Raw genomic sequence first — 15,917 nt, forward strand, 5'->3', positions numbered from 1 at the left:
GCTGGATTGTGCCCCCGATCGCCGCGCGCGACACCCCGGGCGGGCGCGTCTCACGTCAGCTGGGCGAGGAGACCGTGGTGGTCCCAGAGCGTGCGGTGCTCGGCGACCCGCAGCTTGCGCACCGTCACCACCGAGATCGCGAGCACCTCGACGTACCGCCCGGTCGCCGCGACGCCGGGCAGCAGCCACGGCAGCTCGCGGTCGTGGGTGAACGACACGAGCTCCTCGTCGACCACGCGCCAGCGGTCGCCGGTGCGCGAGACCCGGCGCGTCGCGAGGTCGGCGGGATGGTGGGGGAGGACGTCGTCGGCGAGGTGGCGGCGCAGCTCCCCGGCCCCGCGCGCCCCGGTGCCCGCCGGCAGCGTCGCCAGCGCGACGTCGTCGGTGACCAGCTCCATCGCGCGCTCGAGGTCCCCGCCCCGGACGGCGGCGACGAACTGGTCGCGGGTGCGCTCCACCGCGACCATGAGGTCCTGGACGCCCTTGGTCACCCGCGGATGCTCTCACCCGAGCGCGGCCAGGCGCCCCGCCAGCAGCTCGCGCTCGACGTCGTTGGCGGTGAGCAGCACCGCCTCCTCGATGGCCTCCCGGGCCTCGCGGTGCCGGCCGGCGCGGCGCAGCAGTTCCCCGCGGGCGGCGGCGAGGTAGCCGTACCCGGCGAGGCGGGGCTCGTCGGCGAGCCCGTCGAGCGCCGCCAGGCCCGCGTCGGGGCCGTCGGCGAACCCCACCGCGACCGCCCGGTTGAGCGCCACCACCGGCGAGGGCCACCGGGCGAGGACGACGTCGTAGAGCCCGACGATCTCGGGCCAGTCGGTGTCCTCGAGGCTCGGCGCCTCCGCGTGGACGGCGGCGACGGCGGCGAGCACCGCGTAGCGGGCGACCGGGCGGGCTCCCAACGCGCCGCGGACCAGCGCGCGCCCCTCCTCGATCATCGCCGCGTCCCACCGCGCGCGGTCCTGGTCGGCGAGCAGGACGAGGCCGCCGTCGGCGTCGACCCGTGTGGCCCGCCGGGCGTCGGTGAGCAGGACCAGCGCGAGCAGCCCGGCGACCTCGGGGTCGTCGGGGAAGCGCGAGCGCAGCAGGCGGGCGAGGTCGTGGGCGCGGTCGAGCAGGTCGTCGCGCACGAGCGCCGCGCCGGTCGGGGCCGTGTGCCCGGTGGTGAGCACGAGGTGCACCACGGCGAGCACCCCGCCGAGCCGCCGCGGCACCTCGTCGGGCGGGGGCACGCGGAACGGCACCCCGGCGGCGGCGATCTTCTTCTTCGCGCGGGTGAGCCGGGCGGCCATCGTGGGTTCGGTGACGAGGAACGCCCGCGCGATCTCGGGGGTCGAGAGGCCGCCGAGCAGGCGCAGCGTCAGCGCCACCCGGGCCTCGGCGGTCAGCGCCGGGTGGCAGCAGGTGAACAGGAGCGCGAGGACGTCGTCGGGCGGGGCGCCCCACGGCTCGGGGGCGACCTCGTCGACGACCAGCAGGGGCAGCGCCCGCTGCGCGACCTCGGCCCGGCGGTGGGCGTCGAGGGCCCGGCGCCGCGCCGCCGTGGTCAGCCAGGCGCCGGGCCGCGCCGGGACACCGTCGCGCCACGCCTCCAGGGCCTGCGCGTAGGCCTCCTGGACGCACTCCTCGGCGAGGTCCAGGTCGCGCGTGACGCGCACCGTCGCGGCGAGCACGGTGGCCCACTCGCGACGGTGCGCGTCGGCGACGGCCCGGGCAGGGTGGATCACGTCCCCTGGTACTCCTGCACCGACGGGCGCAGCGGGCGGACCTCCACGCCGCCGAAGGGCTCGGGGACGTCCCGCGCGACCCGGAGCGCGGTGTCCAGGTCGGGCACCTCGATCAGGTAGTAGCCGCCGAGCGCCTCCTTCGTCTCCACGTACGGCCCGTCGGTGACCAGCGCGTCCTCCCCGGCCGCGAGGTCGTCGCGCTCCCGGCCGTCGGGGCGGCGCAGCGTGGTGGCGGCCGCGGTCGGGTGCAGCCACCCGCCGCCGCGCAGCACCGCGCCGTGCTGCTGCCCGAACCGCTGGTGCGCGGCGGTGACCGCGCCGGACTCCTGCTCACCGATCGCCGCCCAGGACGCCTCGTCGGTGTAGATCAGGATCAGGTACTGGCCCATCGTCTCTCTCCTCGGGCTCCGGGGCCCCGCGGTCGGGGCCCTCATCATGACGTCGCGGACGCCGCGCCGGAATCGACAGCCGGGTCCGGTCGGGTGCGCACCCGGTAGCGCAGGTGCGTGGCCCGGCGGTGGAGGTCCTCGGTCGGCGGGCTGCCCAGGCGGCGCACGAGCTCGAGCTCGACGTGGCCCGGCAGGTCGCCGAACAGCCGCCGCCCCTGCCCGAGCAGCACCGGCACGACGTGCAGCTCGATCTCGTCGAGCTCCCCGGCGGCCAGCAGGGCCTGCCCCGCGCCCGCCCCCATCACGACGACGTCGCCGTCCCCGGCCGCCGCCCGGGCGCGCGCCGCGGCGTCGCGGACGTCGGTGGCGTAGACGACGCTGCCGGGCGGCGGCTCGTCGGGCACCGCGTGGGTCAGGACGACGATCGGGACGCCGTCGTGGTGGTCGCCGCCCCAGCGCCCCGCGTGCTCGTAGGTCCGGCGGCCGGAGAGCACGGCGCGGGTGGCCATCGCCTCGGCGTACACCTCGCCGGCGGGGCCGGGGTCGAGGCGGCGGTCGAGCCAGTCGAACAGGCGGAACCCGCCGACACCGAGCGGGTCGTGCGGGGAGTCGTCCGGCCCCGCGACGAAGCCGTCGAGGGACACGGTCATGTCCAGGCGCAGGGCCATCACCGCTCACCCGCCCCGAGCACCCGGTAGCGCAGGTGCACCATCCCGGGACCGTCGAGCGCGCGGAGCAGCTCGAGCTCGACGCGTTCGGCGGGCAGGTCGTCGAACAGCCGCCGCCCCGCCCCGAGCAGCACCGGCACCACCTGCAGCGCCATCTCGTCGAGCACCCCGGCCCGCAGGCACGCCCGGGCCGCCTCGGCGCCGTGGAGCAGGACGTCCCGGTCGCCGGCGGCCGCCTTCGCCTGCGCCGCGGCCTCGCGGACGTCGGTGACGTAGCGGGCGTGGCCGAGCGGCGGCTCCGCGGGCGCCGAGCGGGTGAGCACGACGATCGGCACGCCGTCGTGGTGGTCGCCGCCCCACTGCCCGGCGAGCTCGAAGGTGCGCCGGCCGGTGAGCACCGCGCCGGTGGTCATCGCCTCCGCCATGACCGCGGTCCCGACCTCGTCGCTCGAGCGGGCGGACGAGGGATGGTCGGGGTCGTCCTCGGGACCGTCGAACGTCAGGAAGTCGTGCAGCCGCTCGCCGCCGACCCCCAGCCCCTGGCCCGGGCCGTCGTCCGGCCCCGCGATGAACCCGTCGAGGGACATGAACATGTACAGCACGATCTTCGCCATCGTCGTCCTCCTCACCGGCGCCGCAGCGTCGAGACGGTGGCGCCGGTGGGGATCGTCGCCACCGACTCCAGCGTCCAGGTCGACCGTGGCAGCGGGCCGTCGAACAGCGGTAGCCCCGCGCCGAGGATCGCCGGCACGCGGGTGATGCGGAGCTCGTCGACCAGGTCGGCGGCGAGCAGCGCACGGATGACGCTGACGCTCGACAGCACCGCGATGCCCTGGCCCGCCGTGGTGCGCAGCGCGCGGACCGTGCCCTCGAGGTCGTCGGTCACGCGGCTGTTCGCCCAGTCGGCCGTGGACAGCGTGCGGGAGACCACGACCTTCTCGACGGCGTCGAACCATCGCGAGAAGTCCCGGCTGCGCGCGTCGGCGGCGGGGTCGTCGGCCACCGCGGGCCAGTAGCCGTGGAAGCCCTCGTAGTTCGTGCGGCCGAGCAGGACGGTGTCGACGCCGCGGTACCAGCCGGCGAAGCCGGAGGCGCACTGCTCGTGCAGGGCGGTCTCGATCAGCCAGGACATGTCCCCGCCCGGCCCGGCCGCGTAGCCGTCGAGCGAGAGGGTGATGTTGGCACTCACGGTGCGGGACATCGGGTGCTCCTGTCGGTGGTGGGCCCCGTGCGGGCCCGGTCACCAGGGCGTCGAGCCGGCCCGTCCCCGTCGGTCACGCGGGCGGAACGCCGGACGATCGGGCGTCGGATCGACCGGTGCTGCGCCGATCGTCCCGCACTCGTCACGTTGCGGCGGGCTCCTCCGAGGGCACCCAGCCCTGCGTGAGCACCCCCACCGACAGCAGTGGCTCGTTCCGCCGTCGCGGCCCGCGCTTCACCGACCGGATCGTGGCCGAGCCGACCGGCGAGCAGGACTGGCCCGCCGAGCCCGGCCGCTACCGCCTCGTCGTGTCGCTGGCCTGCCCGTGGGCGCACCGCTCGATCATCGTGCGCCGGCTGATGGGGCTCGAGGACGCGATCTCGATGGCCATCGTCGACCCGATCCAGGACGAGCGCTCCTGGCGGTTCGCGCTCGACGAGGACGGGAAGGACCCGGTGCTCGGGTACCGCTACCTCGAGGAGGCCTACCTCGCCCGCGACCCGGAGGAGGGCACCGAGAACGGGGTGAGCGTGCCCGCGATCGTCGAGGAGTCCACCGGGCTGCTCGTCACCAACGACTACCCGCAGATCACCGTCGACCTGGGGATCGAGTGGGCCAAGCACCAGCGCCCGGGCGCCCCGTCGCTCTACCCGCCCGAGCTGCGCGAGGAGATCGACGCCGTCAACGAGGGCGTGTTCCACGACGTCAACAACGGCGTCTACAAGACCGGCTTCGCGACGACCCAGAACGCCTACGAGACGGCCTACACCGCGCTGTTCGCCCGCCTCGACGAGCTCGACGAGCGGCTGGCGGACCGGCGCTACCTGGTCGGCGACCACATCACCGAGGCCGACATCCGGCTGTTCACCACGCTGGCGCGCTTCGACGCCGTTTACCACGGCCACTTCAAGTGCAACCGGCAGAAGCTCGCCGAGTTCGGCAATCTTTGGCCCTACGCCCGCGACCTCTACCAGACCCCCGGGTTCGGGGACACGGTCGACTTCGACCACATCAAGCGGCACTACTACCAGGTGCACACGTCGATCAACCCGACGCGGATCGTCCCGCTGGGCCCCGAGCCCTCGGCCTGGCTCGAGCCGCACCACCGCGAAGAGCTGGGCGGATCGCCGTTCGGCCCCGAGGGCACGCCGCCCGAGCCCCTCGCCGGCCCGCTGCGCCCGCTGCCGCCGCTGGACATGTAGCGGCTCGCGCGGGTAGTCCGGGGGCGTGAGTGCACCCAAGAACGTCGCCGCGCACGTCCTCGACCGTCTCGCCGCCTGGGGTGTCCACCGCTTCTACGGCTACCCCGGCGACGGCGTCGGCGGCATCTTCACCGCGATGCCCGAGCGCCACGACGCCGAGTTCGTGCAGGTCCGGCACGAGGAGACCGCCGCGTTCGCCGCCTGCGCGGACGTGAAGTACGGCGGGTCGCCCATCGGCTGCTGCGCGGTCACCGGCGGCCCGGGCGCGATCCACGCCCTCAACGGCCTCTACGACGCCAAGCTCGACCACCAGCCCGTCGTCGCGCTGCTCGGCAACACCGCCCAGACCGCGCAGGGTGGCGGCTACTACCAGGAGGTCGACCTCGTCGCGCTGTTCTCCGACGTCGCGGGCTACCTCGCCGAGGTCAAGGACCCCAGCCAGGTGCGGCACGTCGTCGACCGCGCGTGCCGCAGCGCGCTGGCCGACCGCACGGTCTCGGTGATCATCCTGCCGTCGGACGTGCTCGAACAGGACGCCGTCGTCGACCCGCCGGACGCCCACGGCTACTACCACACCTCGGCGGTGCCCTCGTCCATGATCGGCGCGCCCCCGGAGCCCGCGCTGGACGCCGCGGCCGAGGTGCTCAACGCGGGGGAGAAGGTCGCGATCCTCGCCGGCGCGGGCGCGCTGGGCGCCACGACCGAGCTCACCGAGATCGCGAACGCGCTCGGCGCCGGCGTGGCCACCGCCCTGCTCGGCAAGGGCGTGGTCGACGACCGCTCGCCCTGGAACACCGGCGCGATCGGCCTGCTCGGCACCACGGCCTCGTGGCACCTCATGCGCGAGTGCGACACGCTGCTGATCGTCGGCTCGACCATGCCCTACACCGAGTACCTCCCGGCGCCCGGCCAGGCCCGCGCCGTCCAGATCGACGTCGACGGCTCCCGGTGCGGGATCCGCTACGAGACCGAGGTCAACCTCACCGGCGACGCCGCGGCCACCCTCTCCGCGCTGCTGCCCCGGCTGCGCGCCCGCACCGACACCTCGTGGCGCGCCCACGTCGAGCGCTGGACCCGGTCCTGGCACGACTACTCCCGCCAGCGCGCCCACGCCCACACCACGTCGCTCAACCCGGAGCTGGTCGTCCGCGAGCTCTCCGACCGGCTCCCCGGCGACGCGCTGATCGCCGTCGACTGCGGCACCGCGACGTCCTGGTACGCCCGCGACCTGACGCTGCGCCCGGGCCAGCGCGGGTCGCTGTCGGGGACGCTGCTGTCGATGGGCGGCGCCATGCCGTACGCGATCGCGGCCAAGAACGCGCACCCCGACCGGCCCGTCGTCGCCCTGGTCGGCGACGGCGCGATGCAGATGAACGGCGTCAACGAGCTGATCACCGTGCAGCGCTACTGGCAGCAGTGGGCCGACCCCCGCTTCGTCGTGCTGGTGCTGACCAACGACGACCTGTCCTTCGTCTCGTGGGAGACCCGCGGGATGCTCGGCGAGGCGCCCGACCCGCAGTCGCAGTCGCTGCCCGACGTGCCCTACGCGGACTGGGCGGCGCTGCTCGGTCTCGGCGGGGCGACGCTGACCGACCGGGCGGCGATCGGGGAGACCTGGGACCGGGCGTTCGCCGCCGACCGCCCGTTCGTCGTCGACGCGAAGGTCGACAAGGACATCCCGCTCGTGCCGCCGCACGTGACCCTGCAGCAGGCCCTCAACACGGCCCGCTCGCAGCTGCACGACACGGACGCCCTGTCGATCATCGCGAACGGGGTGCGCGAGACCGTCGGCGCCAAGGCCCGCTCGGTGTTGGGCCTTCGGCCTCGTGAGTGATATTCACGGCCTCAGCCGGGAACATCACTCACATGGCAGCCAGGGGCAAGGCGTTCGTCGCGTCGCTGTCGGGGACGTCGCTGGAGTACTACGACTTCGCCGTCTACGGCACGGCGTCGGCGCTCGTGTTCCCGCAGCTGTTCTTCCCCGGCTCGGACCCACTGACCGGGCTCCTGCTCGCGTTCGGCACCTTCGCGGTGGGCTACGTGTCGCGGCCCATCGGCGGGTTCGTGTTCGGGCGGCTCGGGGACACGCTGGGCCGCAAGCGGGTGCTCGTCACCACGCTCATGCTCATCGGCGTCGCCACCGTCCTCATCGGGCTGCTGCCCACCTACGCGACGATCGGGGTCACCGCGCCGATCGTGCTGGTGCTGCTGCGCTTCGGGCAGGGCGTCGGCGTCGGGGGTGAGTGGGGGAGCGCGGTGCTGCTCTCCGGCGAGTTCGGCGACGCCCGGCGGCGCGGCTTCTGGTCGTCGGCCGCGCAGATCGGCCCGCCCGCGGGCAACCTGCTCGCCAACGGCGTCTTCGCGGTCCTCGCGGCGACGCTGACGCAGGACCAGCTCCTGTCGTGGGGCTGGCGGCTGGCGTTCCTGCTCTCGGCGCTGCTCGTCGCCTTCGGCCTGTGGATCCGGCTGACGCTCGAGGACACCCCGGTGTTCCGGGCGCTCCAGGAGTCGGGGTCGACGTCGGACACCCCGATCCGCGAGGTGCTGCGCACCCAGCCCCGCGGGCTGATCGCCGCGATCCTCTCGCGCCTCGGCCCCGACGTCGCCTACTCGCTGCTGACCGTCTACGTCCTGAGCTACGCCACCCGCACCGCGGGCTTCGAGCGCGCCGCGGTGCTTGCGGCCGTGCTCATGGGCTCGGCGCTGCAGCTCGGGCTCATCCCGGCCTTCGGTGCGCTCTCCGACCGGGTCAACCGGCGGCTGGTCTCGACGGTCGCCGTCCTGCTCGCCGGGGTGTGGGTGTTCGTGCTCTTCCCGGCGATCGACTCGGGCTCGTTCGGGTTGCTCGTGCTCGGCGTCGTGGTCGGCCTCGTCCTGCACGCGGCGGCGTACGGGCCGCAGGCCGCGTTCATCACCGAGCAGTTCTCCCCGCGCCTGCGCTCCACGGGCTCCTCGCTGGGCTACACCCTGGCCGGGGTCCTCGGCGGCGCGCTGGCCCCGCTGCTGCTGACCTCGCTGCAGGCGGGCTACGGCTGGGCCGCCGCCGCGGGCTACGTCGCGCTGGCCTGCGTGCTCTCCGCCGTCGGCCTCGCGCTCGGCCGCGACCACGACCCCCGCGAGGACGAGGAGCTGGCCGCCGCCGTCCCCGCGGGCCCTGACGAGGCGGCTCCCGGGCGCCCGTAGGGTCGGGTCATGGCGGTCACCGTGGACAACACCGACGACCTGACCCGCGCCCCCGGCGCGTCGGTCACCCCCGACACCCTGCCGAACGACCTCGACATCACCGACCTGGTGGTGGGCGGCGGCGCCGAGGCCGGCCCCCGCGACACCGTGCAGGTCCAGTACCAGGGCATCCGGGTCTCCGACGGCGGCGAGTTCGACTCCTCCTGGGGTCGCGGCGGCGCCCCCGTCGAGTTCCCGCTGAACGGCGTCATCGACGGCTTCAAGCTCGGCATCTCCGGCATGCGCGAGGGCGGGCGGCGCATCCTCGTCGTCCCGCCGCACCAGGGCTACGGCGACCGCGGCGTGCCGCCGGTGATCCCGGCGAACGCGCACCTGGTCTTCGTCGTGGACCTCGTCAAGGTCAACTAGGCCCCGAACGTCATCGGCTGGCCCGTGGCCTCGATGACCGACATCCACAGGTCGCCGTCCGGGTCGACCTGGTTGCGGTGCGCGGTGATGAGCTCCATCGGGATGTGCACGAACCGGCGCCGCCAGCGGACGACGACGGTCTCGGTGCGCCCGGCCATCCCGGCGTGCACGGCGGCGTGGGCGAGGCGCACGCAGTAGACGCTGTCGTAGGCGTTCGCCGGCACGCTGCGGATGGCGTAGCTCGGGTCGAGGTAGCGGATCGTGGGCGGCAGGCCGACCTCGGTGAGGTGCTCGGTGAGCTTGTCCTTGAGGTAGATGCCGATGTCGCCGAGCTTGGTGTTGCCCGACGCGTCGGTGGTCTGGCCCTCCTGCTCGAGCAGCTCCTGGCCGGCGCCCTCGGCCACCACGACGACCACCTGGCCGTGCCGGCGTACGTGGTCCTCGACGCGGCGCAGCACGCCGTTGGGGCCGTCGAGCACGAACGGCACCTCGGGGATGAGCACGAAGTCGGCGTCGTTGTTCGACAGGGCCGCGTAGCAGGCGATGAAACCCGAGTGCCGGCCCATGAGCTTGACGATGCCGACGCCGTTCTCGGCCGCCTGGGACTCTATGAACACGGAGGCGATGAACTCGGTCGCCTGCGCGAACGCCGTCTGGAAGCCGAAGCTCTGGTCGGTGTAGGGCAGGTCGTTGTCGATCGTCTTGGGCACCCCGATGACGGCGATGTCGAGGCCGCGCGCGTCGATCTCCTTGGTGATGCCCATGGCGCCGCGCATGCTGCCGTCGCCGCCGATGACGAACAGCACGTCGATGCCGAGGTCGACGAGCGTGTCGACCATCTCCTCGGGGTCCTGGTCGCCGCGCGAGCTGCCGAGGATCGTGCCGCCGTCGTTGTTGATGTCGGCGACGGACCGCAGGTCGAGCTCGACGACCCGCTCGCGGTGCTGGGACGTCAGGCCCGCGTAGCCGTTGCGGAAGCCGTAGATGTGCGCGACGCGGTAGTGCTCGGTGAGCTCCTGGACGAGGCCGCGGATGACGTCGTTGAGACCCGGGCACAGGCCGCCGCAGGTCACGATGCCGACGCTGGTCGCGTCCGGGTCGAAGTAGATCTTCCGCCGGGGCCCGGCGGCCTCGAGGCTCGGCAGCTGCTCGAGCGGCACGCCGCGGGAGAGCAGCACGGACACGGTGTCGTCGACGAGGACGCGGTCGTCCTCGTGCACGTAGTGGGGCGAGGTGCGCTTGGTCGCCAGCATCTCCGCGAACGGGGAGTCGTAGCGGCACTCACCCAGGCTGCGCACGCGCAGGTCGTCGAGCTCGAGCGTCACGGCGGGGACCCCCGGGGTGGTCGAGAGGCGGGGCACCGGCGCGACGCTGCGGCGGGCGGACGGCGCGGAGCACCGGGGTGCTGCCGCTCTGCATCGTTCACGATAACCGAGCGGCCACCCACGCCGACCCCTATCGTGCGCCTGCTCCCAGATCATCCGCAGCACCGGAGGACGCCCCATGGCCGACGACATCGTCGTCACCCGCACCGTCGACGCCCCGCCGGACCGGGTGTGGGACCTCGTCGGCGACCCCGCGCGCATCGGGGCGATCTCGCCGGAGTGCCACCGCGTCGACTGGCTCGGCGGCGCCACCGGCCCGGCGCCGGGCGCGCAGTTCAAGGGGCACAACCGCAAGGGCCCGATGCGCTGGTCCACCAAGGGCACGATCGCCGAGTACGAGCCGCAGCGGGCGATCAGCTGGGACGTCGAGCTGCTCGGGCAGTCGGTGGCCCGGTGGGGCTTCCGCCTGGTCCCGGAGGGCTCGGGCACCCGCCTCGAGCAGTTCTGGCAGGACCGTCGCAGCCCGATCGCCAACGTCGTCGGGCGCGCCCGGGCGTGGGACGTGCCGGCCGCGAACCGCCGGGGCATGGAGCAGACGCTCGACACCGTGCGGCGCAAGGCCGAGCAGGGGTAGCAGGCCGAGCAGGGGTGGCGGTCAGCCCTCGAGGGCGGCGACGCCCTCGAACCCGGAGAGCTGGAGCACCCGCCGCGCCGGCGACCCCTGGGGCACGTGCACCCGCATCGCGATCTGCAGGACCTCGAGGCGGGCGGCGAGGGCGAACAGCACCCGCAGGCCCGCGCTGTCGAGGTACTCCAGCGTCCCCAGCTCGAGCACGACCGCGGTGGTCTCGTTGGGGATCGCCGCGGCGAGCTGCTCCTCGACCGTGTCGGCGTTGTCGAGGTCGATCTCGCCGCTGATCCCGATGCGCACGCAGGCGTCCTCGGGTCGCACGACGACGGTCGCGGTGGTCACTGCGGCGCCCCCGTCACGTGCCGGCGGAAGGTGACCGTCGTGCCACCCACCCCGGCGATCACGTCCATCTCGTCGCTGCACGACCGGATCAGCGCGGTGCCCCGTCCCGGGTCGTCCCCCCGGGCCGGGCGCCACCGTCCGTTGTCCCGCACGTTCGTCACCACCGTCGTGCCCTCGAGCTCCATCTGCACCGTCAGCGTGCCACCCGCCGGTCCGTACGCGTGCTCGACCACGTTGGCGCACGCCTCGCCCGCGGCCACCAACACGTCCGCCGCGACCTCGGGCGGCGCGCCCACCGCCTGCAGCCAGCGCCGCACGGTCGCCCGGATGTCGGAGAGCGTGCGCGGGACGGCGGGCACGACGATGTTCAGCGGCACCATCGCCGAGCCCTCGCGTCGGCGCGCCACGAGCATCGCCACGTCGTCGCCCACCGCCGTCGGGCCGATCATCTGGTGCAGCACGGACGTGCAGACGGCGTCGGAGTCGGTGCCGGGCCGGACGGCGTCGCACAGCAGGTCGAGGCCGGTGTCGAGCGACTGGCCCCGGCGCTCGACGAGGCCGTCGGTGTAGAGGAAGAACAGCGCCTCGGGCGGGAGGTCGATCACCGTGGTGCGGCGCGGCGGGCCCACCGAGACCCCGACCGGCAGGTCGACGGGCACGTTGACCAGCGCCGACCGCTCGCCGGGGCGGCCGAGGATCGGCGGCAGGTGGCCCGCCGTGGACAGCGAGACGCGGTCCAGCGACGGCTCGAAGATCGCGTAGAGGACCGTGGCCATCACGCCGTCCTCGAAGTGCTGGACGTTGCCGTCGAGGCGCTCGAGCACCTCGGCCGGGTCGTCCTCCTCGAGCGCGAAGGCGCGCAGGGCGCTGCGCAGCCGCCCCATGATCACCGCGGCCTGCAGCCCGCGGCCGACCACGTCGCCGATGACGACGCCCAGGCGGCCCGAGGGCAGGGAGAACACGTCGTACCAGTCGCCGCCCAGCCCGCCGGCCTCGCCAGGCACGTAGCGCGCCGCGAACTCGACCCCGTTCACCTTGGGCAGCTGCCCGGGCATGAGGCTGCGCTGCAGCGCCGAGGCGGCGGCGCGGTCGAGATCGGAGAGGTGGGTGCGGGTCACCAGCGCGACGCGGTCGGCGACCATCTGCAACAGCTCCGCGTCGTCCTGGGTGAACTTCCGCGAGGACAGGGTGCCGACGTGCAGGACGCCCAGGACCCCGCCCTCGGCGATGAGGGGCACGCCGAGCAGCGAGCGGATGTCCTTCTCGCGCAGGATCGGGTTGAGGACGTTGGAGTGGTCCACGTCGTCGATGAACACGGGGCGGCGCTCAGCCGCGATGCGCCCCGCGAAGCCCTTGCCGACCGGGATGCGCACGCCCTGGCGCACCTCCTCCTCGATCCCGCGGGCCGCGGTGGCCACGAGGTAGGTCCCCGAGGGGTCCAGGAGGAGGACGGCGGCGGTGTCGGCGCCGAGCAGGATCCGCACCCGGTCCAGCAACTCGGTGAGCAGATCCCCGACGTCGAGGTGCGACAGCGTCGTATCGGTGATCTGCTCGATGCGACGCAGCCGGTCCTCGTCGGTGACGGATCCGGGCACGGACATGGGGCAGACGCTAGTACGGCTAGCGTGGCGGGCGTGCGACTGGCGACGTGGAACGTGAACTCGGCCAAGGCCCGCGAGCCGCGGCTGCTGGGCTGGCTCGACGACCGCGCGCCCGACGTGGTCTGTCTGCAGGAGACCAAGCTCTCCGACGAGGCGTTCGCCGAGACCTTCGCGGCCCCGCTGGCCGAGCGCGGCTACGCCGTCGCGCACCACGGCGAGGGCCGCTGGAACGGCGTCGCGGTGCTCTCCCGCGTCGGGCTCGACGACGTCACCGAGGGCCTGCCCGGGGGGCCCGGCTACCCGCACCAGGAGGCGCGCGCGGTCACCGCGACCTGCGGGGGCCTGCGCGTCACGTCGGTCTACGTCCCCAACGGCCGCGACCCCGCCGACCCGCACTACGCCTACAAGCTCGAGTGGCTCGCCGCCCTGCGCGAGCGGGTGGAGGCGGCGGGCCCCGACGCGGCGGTGGTGGCCGGCGACTTCAACATCGCCCCCGCCGACGCCGACGTCTACTCCGTCGAGGCCTTCGCCGAGTCCACCCACGTCACCCCGCCCGAGCGCGAGGCCCTCGCCGCCCTGCAGAAGGTCGGGCTGCACGACGTGGTGCGCGACCGCTGGCCCGAGGAGCGCGCGTTCACCTACTGGGACTACCGCGGCGGTGCCTTCCACCAGGACCGCGGCATGCGCATCGACCTCGTGCTCGTCGGCGAGCCGGTGGCGCAGCGCCGGGCGGCGGTGTGGGTCGACCGCCAGGCCCGCAAGGGCACCGGCCCGTCGGACCACGCGCCGGTGATCCTCGACCTCGACGAGGCCCCGGACGGCGACCTCGGCCCGGTCGTCCCGCCGCCGTCACTGGGCCGCACGCGCAAGCGGTAGGGCCGCCGCCCACCGCTCGATCGTCGTCGGGGTGCTCGTGGCCGGGCCGCGGCCGGTGAGGGCCCGCACCGTGCCCGCGTTGAACGCCACGTTCATCGCGAGGTTCTCGTCGGCGAGGTCCGGGGGCAGGCCGACCTCGACCAGCACGGCGCGCATGACCTCCGCCGGCGGGCGCTCGTAGCGCAGGCCCGGCTGCCCGAGCGCGGCGCCGAGGCGGGCGATCGCCTCGGGGACCGTGAGGTCCTCGGGCCCGAGCAGCTCGCGGACCCCCTCCGCGTCGGGGTCGCGCAGCGCGTCCGCTGCGGCGTCGCCCACGTCGGCGGTCGCGACCATGGGCAGCGCGACGTCGTAGTCGATCGTGTCGTGGTGGACGCCGGTGGCCAGCACCGCGTCCAGCGCGGGCAGGAACGACTCGAAGAACAGCCCCGGCCGCAGGAACAGCACCCGGGCGTCGAGGGCGGCGAGGCGCTGCTCCTGCTCGTGGAGGGTCTCGAGGAACCCGGTGCCGCGCGCCCGCTCCGCCCCGAGCGAGCTCAACGCCACCACTCGCGGCACGCCGGCGTCGGCGAGCGCGGTCGCGATGGCCGTGCCCACCCGCTCCTGCTGGGCGCGGTAGCCGGGCGCGGCGAGGTCGAGGGGCATGAGGACGTAGGCGGCGTCGGCCCCGCGCAGCGCCGTCGTGAGCGCGGCGCGGTCGGCGATGTCGGCGACGTGCGGCTCGGCGCCGTGCGCGGCCGCCTCGGCCAGGCGGGTGGCGTCCCGCCCGACGGCGCGGACGGTCTCGCCGGTCTCCTGCAGCCGGCGGACGACCCGCCCGCCGGTGTTCCCGCTGGCTCCGAGAACAGTGATCATGGTGTGCCTCCTGGCTGGGTCGGTGCGTCCAGCCTCGAGGCGTCGGGCTGGACGGACCATCGTCGAAGCGCCGGTTTCCTTGCCCGATCGTCCGGTCATGACGGATGCTGGGCCGATGCCGACCGAGCCTCCGTGGACGCCCTCCGACGCCGTCGGCGAGGCGCTGCACGTCCTGCGGATGAACGGGACCTTCTACTGCCGCGCCGAGCTGCGGGCGCCGTGGGGGATGGCGCTGCCCGCGACGCCCGGCTGCCTGTGGTTCCACGTCGTGACGTCGGGGAGCGCGCGGTTCGAGGTCGGCGACGAGGTCGTCACCCTCGCGCCGGCGGACGTCGTGCTGGTGCCCCGCGGCGAGGGCCACGTGCTGCGGGACGCGGAGGACTCCCGTGCTCCGGACGTCCGGTCCATCCCGCACACCTGGCACGGCGACCGCTTCGCCTCGATCCGCCACGGCGGTGGGGGTGCGCTGACGACCACCGTCTGCGGGGCCGTGCGCCTCGAGCACCCGATGGCCGAGCGGCTCGTGGCGATGATGCCCGACATCGTCCACGTGCCCGTGTCGCCGCTGACCGCGCGCCTGCAGGACACGCTGCGCCTCATCGCGCTCGAGGTGGAGGAGACCCAGCCCGGCGGCGAGGCCGTGATCACCCGCCTCGCCGACGTCCTCGTCGTCCAGATGCTGCGCGCCTGGCTCGCGCACGACCCCGCTGCGCGCACCGGCTGGCTCGGCGCCCTCGCCGACCCCGACATCGGCCGCGCGCTGGCCCTCGTCCACGCCGACCCGGCCCGCGACTGGTCGGTCGCCGGCCTCGCGCACGAGCTGGCCCTGTCGCGCTCGACCTTCGCCGCGCGCTTCACCGCGCTGGTCGGCGAGCCGGTGATGACCTACGTGACCCGCTGGCGGATGCTCGTCGCCCACGACCGCCTGCGCGCCGGCGACACCACCGTCGCCGCCGTCGCCGCGTCGCTGGGCTACCGCTCCGAGGCGGCGTTCAGCCGCGCCTTCCGCCGCGTCGTCGGCACTCCGCCGGGCGCCGTCCGCGCCCGCCCCCGCGACGAGGAGGGCCTGCTCGTCGGCGCGTGAGCCGCCGGACCCCGAGCAGGTCGTCTCGCGACCCGTGTCCTGAGGACACGGGTCGTTAATCGGCGCCGGCCGCGCCGGGCGGCCGGCCGCCGGACCCGGGTAAGTCGTCTGGCGACCCGTGTCCTGAGGACACGGTTCGTCCTGAGCAATGACGGTCGGGCCGAGTGGCCGCTGCCGGACCCGTGAGTCGTCGGAGACGACCCGTGTCCCGAGGACACGGGTCGTCTCCGGCGGTGCCGGCCCCGCCGGGCGTGCCGGGCGGCTGCCGCCGGACCCGGCAAGCGTCCTGCGAGCCGTGTCCTGAGGACACGGTTCGTCCTCGGCGCGCGGCTGGCCCGCGCGCCGGACCCGGCGGGCCGACTCGCGACCCGTGTCCTAAGGACACGGGGCGACCTCGGCGAATCCGGCCCCGCGGTGCGGCGGGGTTCGCGACG

Annotated in this window: 17 protein-coding genes; 7 read left to right on the forward strand and 10 right to left on the reverse strand. The window is 74.6% G+C overall.

The window, feature by feature from the left end; genetic code table 11:
* Positions 1-50: 50 nt before the first annotated feature.
* The 6 genes from ACQPX6_RS11910 to ACQPX6_RS11935 are packed head-to-tail and all read right to left on the reverse strand — an operon-like array spanning position 51 to position 3,979.
* Positions 51-491, reverse strand: coding sequence for an ester cyclase (locus ACQPX6_RS11910; protein ID WP_433787506.1), 441 nt, complete (start codon positions 489-491; stop codon positions 51-53).
* Between the two features lie 12 nt (positions 492-503).
* On the reverse strand, positions 504-1,721 hold the full coding sequence (locus ACQPX6_RS11915; protein ID WP_433787507.1) for an RNA polymerase sigma factor: 1,218 nt from the start codon (positions 1,719-1,721) through the stop codon (positions 504-506).
* Positions 1,718-2,110 carry a YciI family protein gene (locus ACQPX6_RS11920; RefSeq protein WP_433787508.1) on the reverse strand — a complete coding sequence of 131 codons (393 nt, stop codon included), beginning with the start codon at positions 2,108-2,110 and terminating at the stop codon, positions 1,718-1,720. The genes ACQPX6_RS11915 and ACQPX6_RS11920 overlap by 4 nt, the downstream gene beginning before the upstream one ends.
* A 44-nt stretch (positions 2,111-2,154) precedes the next feature.
* On the reverse strand, positions 2,155-2,778 hold the full coding sequence (locus tag ACQPX6_RS11925) for a dihydrofolate reductase family protein (protein WP_433787509.1): 624 nt from the start codon (positions 2,776-2,778) through the stop codon (positions 2,155-2,157).
* Positions 2,778-3,392 carry a dihydrofolate reductase family protein gene (locus tag ACQPX6_RS11930; RefSeq protein WP_433787511.1) on the reverse strand — a complete coding sequence of 205 codons (615 nt, stop codon included), beginning with the start codon at positions 3,390-3,392 and terminating at the stop codon, positions 2,778-2,780. Before ACQPX6_RS11930 ends, ACQPX6_RS11925 begins: the two co-directional genes overlap by 1 nt.
* Positions 3,393-3,403: 11 nt before the next feature.
* Positions 3,404-3,979, reverse strand: a complete 576-nt coding sequence (locus ACQPX6_RS11935; protein WP_433787512.1) for a dihydrofolate reductase family protein — start codon at positions 3,977-3,979, stop codon at positions 3,404-3,406.
* Between the two features lie 182 nt (positions 3,980-4,161).
* Between ACQPX6_RS11935 and ACQPX6_RS11940 the strand changes: the two genes are divergently transcribed.
* The 4 genes from ACQPX6_RS11940 to ACQPX6_RS11955 are packed head-to-tail and all read left to right on the forward strand — an operon-like array spanning position 4,162 to position 8,772.
* Positions 4,162-5,181 (forward strand): glutathione S-transferase family protein, encoded by a 1,020-nt coding sequence (locus ACQPX6_RS11940; RefSeq protein ID WP_433787514.1) that lies wholly within the window; start codon positions 4,162-4,164, stop codon positions 5,179-5,181.
* A 25-nt stretch (positions 5,182-5,206) separates the two neighbouring features.
* A complete protein-coding gene (locus tag ACQPX6_RS11945; RefSeq protein WP_433787515.1) occupies positions 5,207-7,015 on the forward strand; it encodes a thiamine pyrophosphate-requiring protein in 1,809 nt (602 codons plus the stop codon).
* 32 nt (positions 7,016-7,047) lie between these two features.
* The gene (locus ACQPX6_RS11950; protein ID WP_433787516.1) at positions 7,048-8,364 is read left to right on the forward strand and encodes an MFS transporter; all 1,317 of its coding nucleotides are present in this window, start codon (positions 7,048-7,050) and stop codon (positions 8,362-8,364) included.
* A gap of 9 nt (positions 8,365-8,373) precedes the next feature.
* The gene (locus ACQPX6_RS11955; protein ID WP_433787517.1) at positions 8,374-8,772 is read left to right on the forward strand and encodes an FKBP-type peptidyl-prolyl cis-trans isomerase; all 399 of its coding nucleotides are present in this window, start codon (positions 8,374-8,376) and stop codon (positions 8,770-8,772) included.
* Here the strand turns inward: ACQPX6_RS11955 and ACQPX6_RS11960 are convergent.
* Complete coding sequence (locus ACQPX6_RS11960) at positions 8,769-10,133, reverse strand: ATP-dependent 6-phosphofructokinase (protein ID WP_433787519.1); 1,365 nt, start codon at positions 10,131-10,133, stop codon at positions 8,769-8,771. The genes ACQPX6_RS11955 and ACQPX6_RS11960 overlap by 4 nt on opposite strands.
* A 142-nt stretch (positions 10,134-10,275) precedes the next feature.
* On the opposite strand from ACQPX6_RS11960, the gene ACQPX6_RS11965 reads away from it, so the two are divergent.
* Positions 10,276-10,731 (forward strand): SRPBCC family protein, encoded by a 456-nt coding sequence (locus ACQPX6_RS11965; RefSeq protein ID WP_433787520.1) that lies wholly within the window; start codon positions 10,276-10,278, stop codon positions 10,729-10,731.
* A 21-nt stretch (positions 10,732-10,752) separates the two neighbouring features.
* Here ACQPX6_RS11965 and ACQPX6_RS11970 read toward each other — a convergent pair whose 3' ends face one another.
* Both ACQPX6_RS11970 and ACQPX6_RS11975 read right to left on the reverse strand, forming a co-directional pair.
* On the reverse strand, positions 10,753-11,070 hold the full coding sequence (locus ACQPX6_RS11970) for an STAS domain-containing protein (RefSeq protein ID WP_433787521.1): 318 nt from the start codon (positions 11,068-11,070) through the stop codon (positions 10,753-10,755).
* On the reverse strand, positions 11,067-12,671 hold the full coding sequence (locus tag ACQPX6_RS11975; protein WP_433787522.1) for an ATP-binding SpoIIE family protein phosphatase: 1,605 nt from the start codon (positions 12,669-12,671) through the stop codon (positions 11,067-11,069). The genes ACQPX6_RS11970 and ACQPX6_RS11975 overlap by 4 nt, the downstream gene beginning before the upstream one ends.
* 33 nt (positions 12,672-12,704) lie before the next feature.
* Here ACQPX6_RS11975 and ACQPX6_RS11980 point away from each other — a divergent pair, with 33 nt between their 5' ends.
* Positions 12,705-13,547, forward strand: coding sequence for an exodeoxyribonuclease III (locus ACQPX6_RS11980; protein ID WP_433787523.1), 843 nt, complete (start codon positions 12,705-12,707; stop codon positions 13,545-13,547).
* Here the strand turns inward: ACQPX6_RS11980 and ACQPX6_RS11985 are convergent.
* On the reverse strand, positions 13,521-14,399 hold the full coding sequence (locus ACQPX6_RS11985) for an NmrA family NAD(P)-binding protein (protein ID WP_433787525.1): 879 nt from the start codon (positions 14,397-14,399) through the stop codon (positions 13,521-13,523). The two genes, ACQPX6_RS11980 and ACQPX6_RS11985, sit on opposite strands and share 27 nt — an antisense overlap.
* A gap of 115 nt (positions 14,400-14,514) precedes the next feature.
* Here ACQPX6_RS11985 and ACQPX6_RS11990 point away from each other — a divergent pair, with 115 nt between their 5' ends.
* Complete coding sequence (locus ACQPX6_RS11990; RefSeq protein ID WP_433787526.1) at positions 14,515-15,483, forward strand: AraC family transcriptional regulator; 969 nt, start codon at positions 14,515-14,517, stop codon at positions 15,481-15,483.
* Positions 15,484-15,917: the final 434 nt, after the last annotated feature.

It is taken from the genome of Actinomycetospora sp. CA-101289 (assembly GCF_050955895.1).
In the GTDB taxonomy this organism is placed as follows: domain Bacteria; phylum Actinomycetota; class Actinomycetes; order Mycobacteriales; family Pseudonocardiaceae; genus Actinomycetospora.

Excerpts from the sequence above, each read along its gene's own strand:
- ACQPX6_RS11920 (WP_433787508.1), bottom strand. The coding sequence starts at position 2,110 with ATGGGCCAGTACCTGATCCTGATCTACACCGACGAGGCGTCCTGGGCG.
- ACQPX6_RS11925 (WP_433787509.1), bottom strand. The coding sequence starts at position 2,778 with ATGGCCCTGCGCCTGGACATGACCGTGTCCCTCGACGGCTTCGTCGCG.
- ACQPX6_RS11930 (WP_433787511.1), bottom strand. The coding sequence starts at position 3,392 with ATGGCGAAGATCGTGCTGTACATGTTCATGTCCCTCGACGGGTTCATC.
- ACQPX6_RS11935 (WP_433787512.1), bottom strand. The coding sequence starts at position 3,979 with ATGTCCCGCACCGTGAGTGCCAACATCACCCTCTCGCTCGACGGCTAC.
- ACQPX6_RS11950 (WP_433787516.1), top strand. The coding sequence starts at position 7,048 with ATGGCAGCCAGGGGCAAGGCGTTCGTCGCGTCGCTGTCGGGGACGTCG.
- ACQPX6_RS11955 (WP_433787517.1), top strand. The coding sequence starts at position 8,374 with ATGGCGGTCACCGTGGACAACACCGACGACCTGACCCGCGCCCCCGGC.
- ACQPX6_RS11965 (WP_433787520.1), top strand. The coding sequence starts at position 10,276 with ATGGCCGACGACATCGTCGTCACCCGCACCGTCGACGCCCCGCCGGAC.
- ACQPX6_RS11975 (WP_433787522.1), bottom strand. The coding sequence starts at position 12,671 with ATGTCCGTGCCCGGATCCGTCACCGACGAGGACCGGCTGCGTCGCATC.
- ACQPX6_RS11985 (WP_433787525.1), bottom strand. The coding sequence starts at position 14,399 with ATGATCACTGTTCTCGGAGCCAGCGGGAACACCGGCGGGCGGGTCGTC.
- ACQPX6_RS11990 (WP_433787526.1), top strand. The coding sequence starts at position 14,515 with ATGCCGACCGAGCCTCCGTGGACGCCCTCCGACGCCGTCGGCGAGGCG.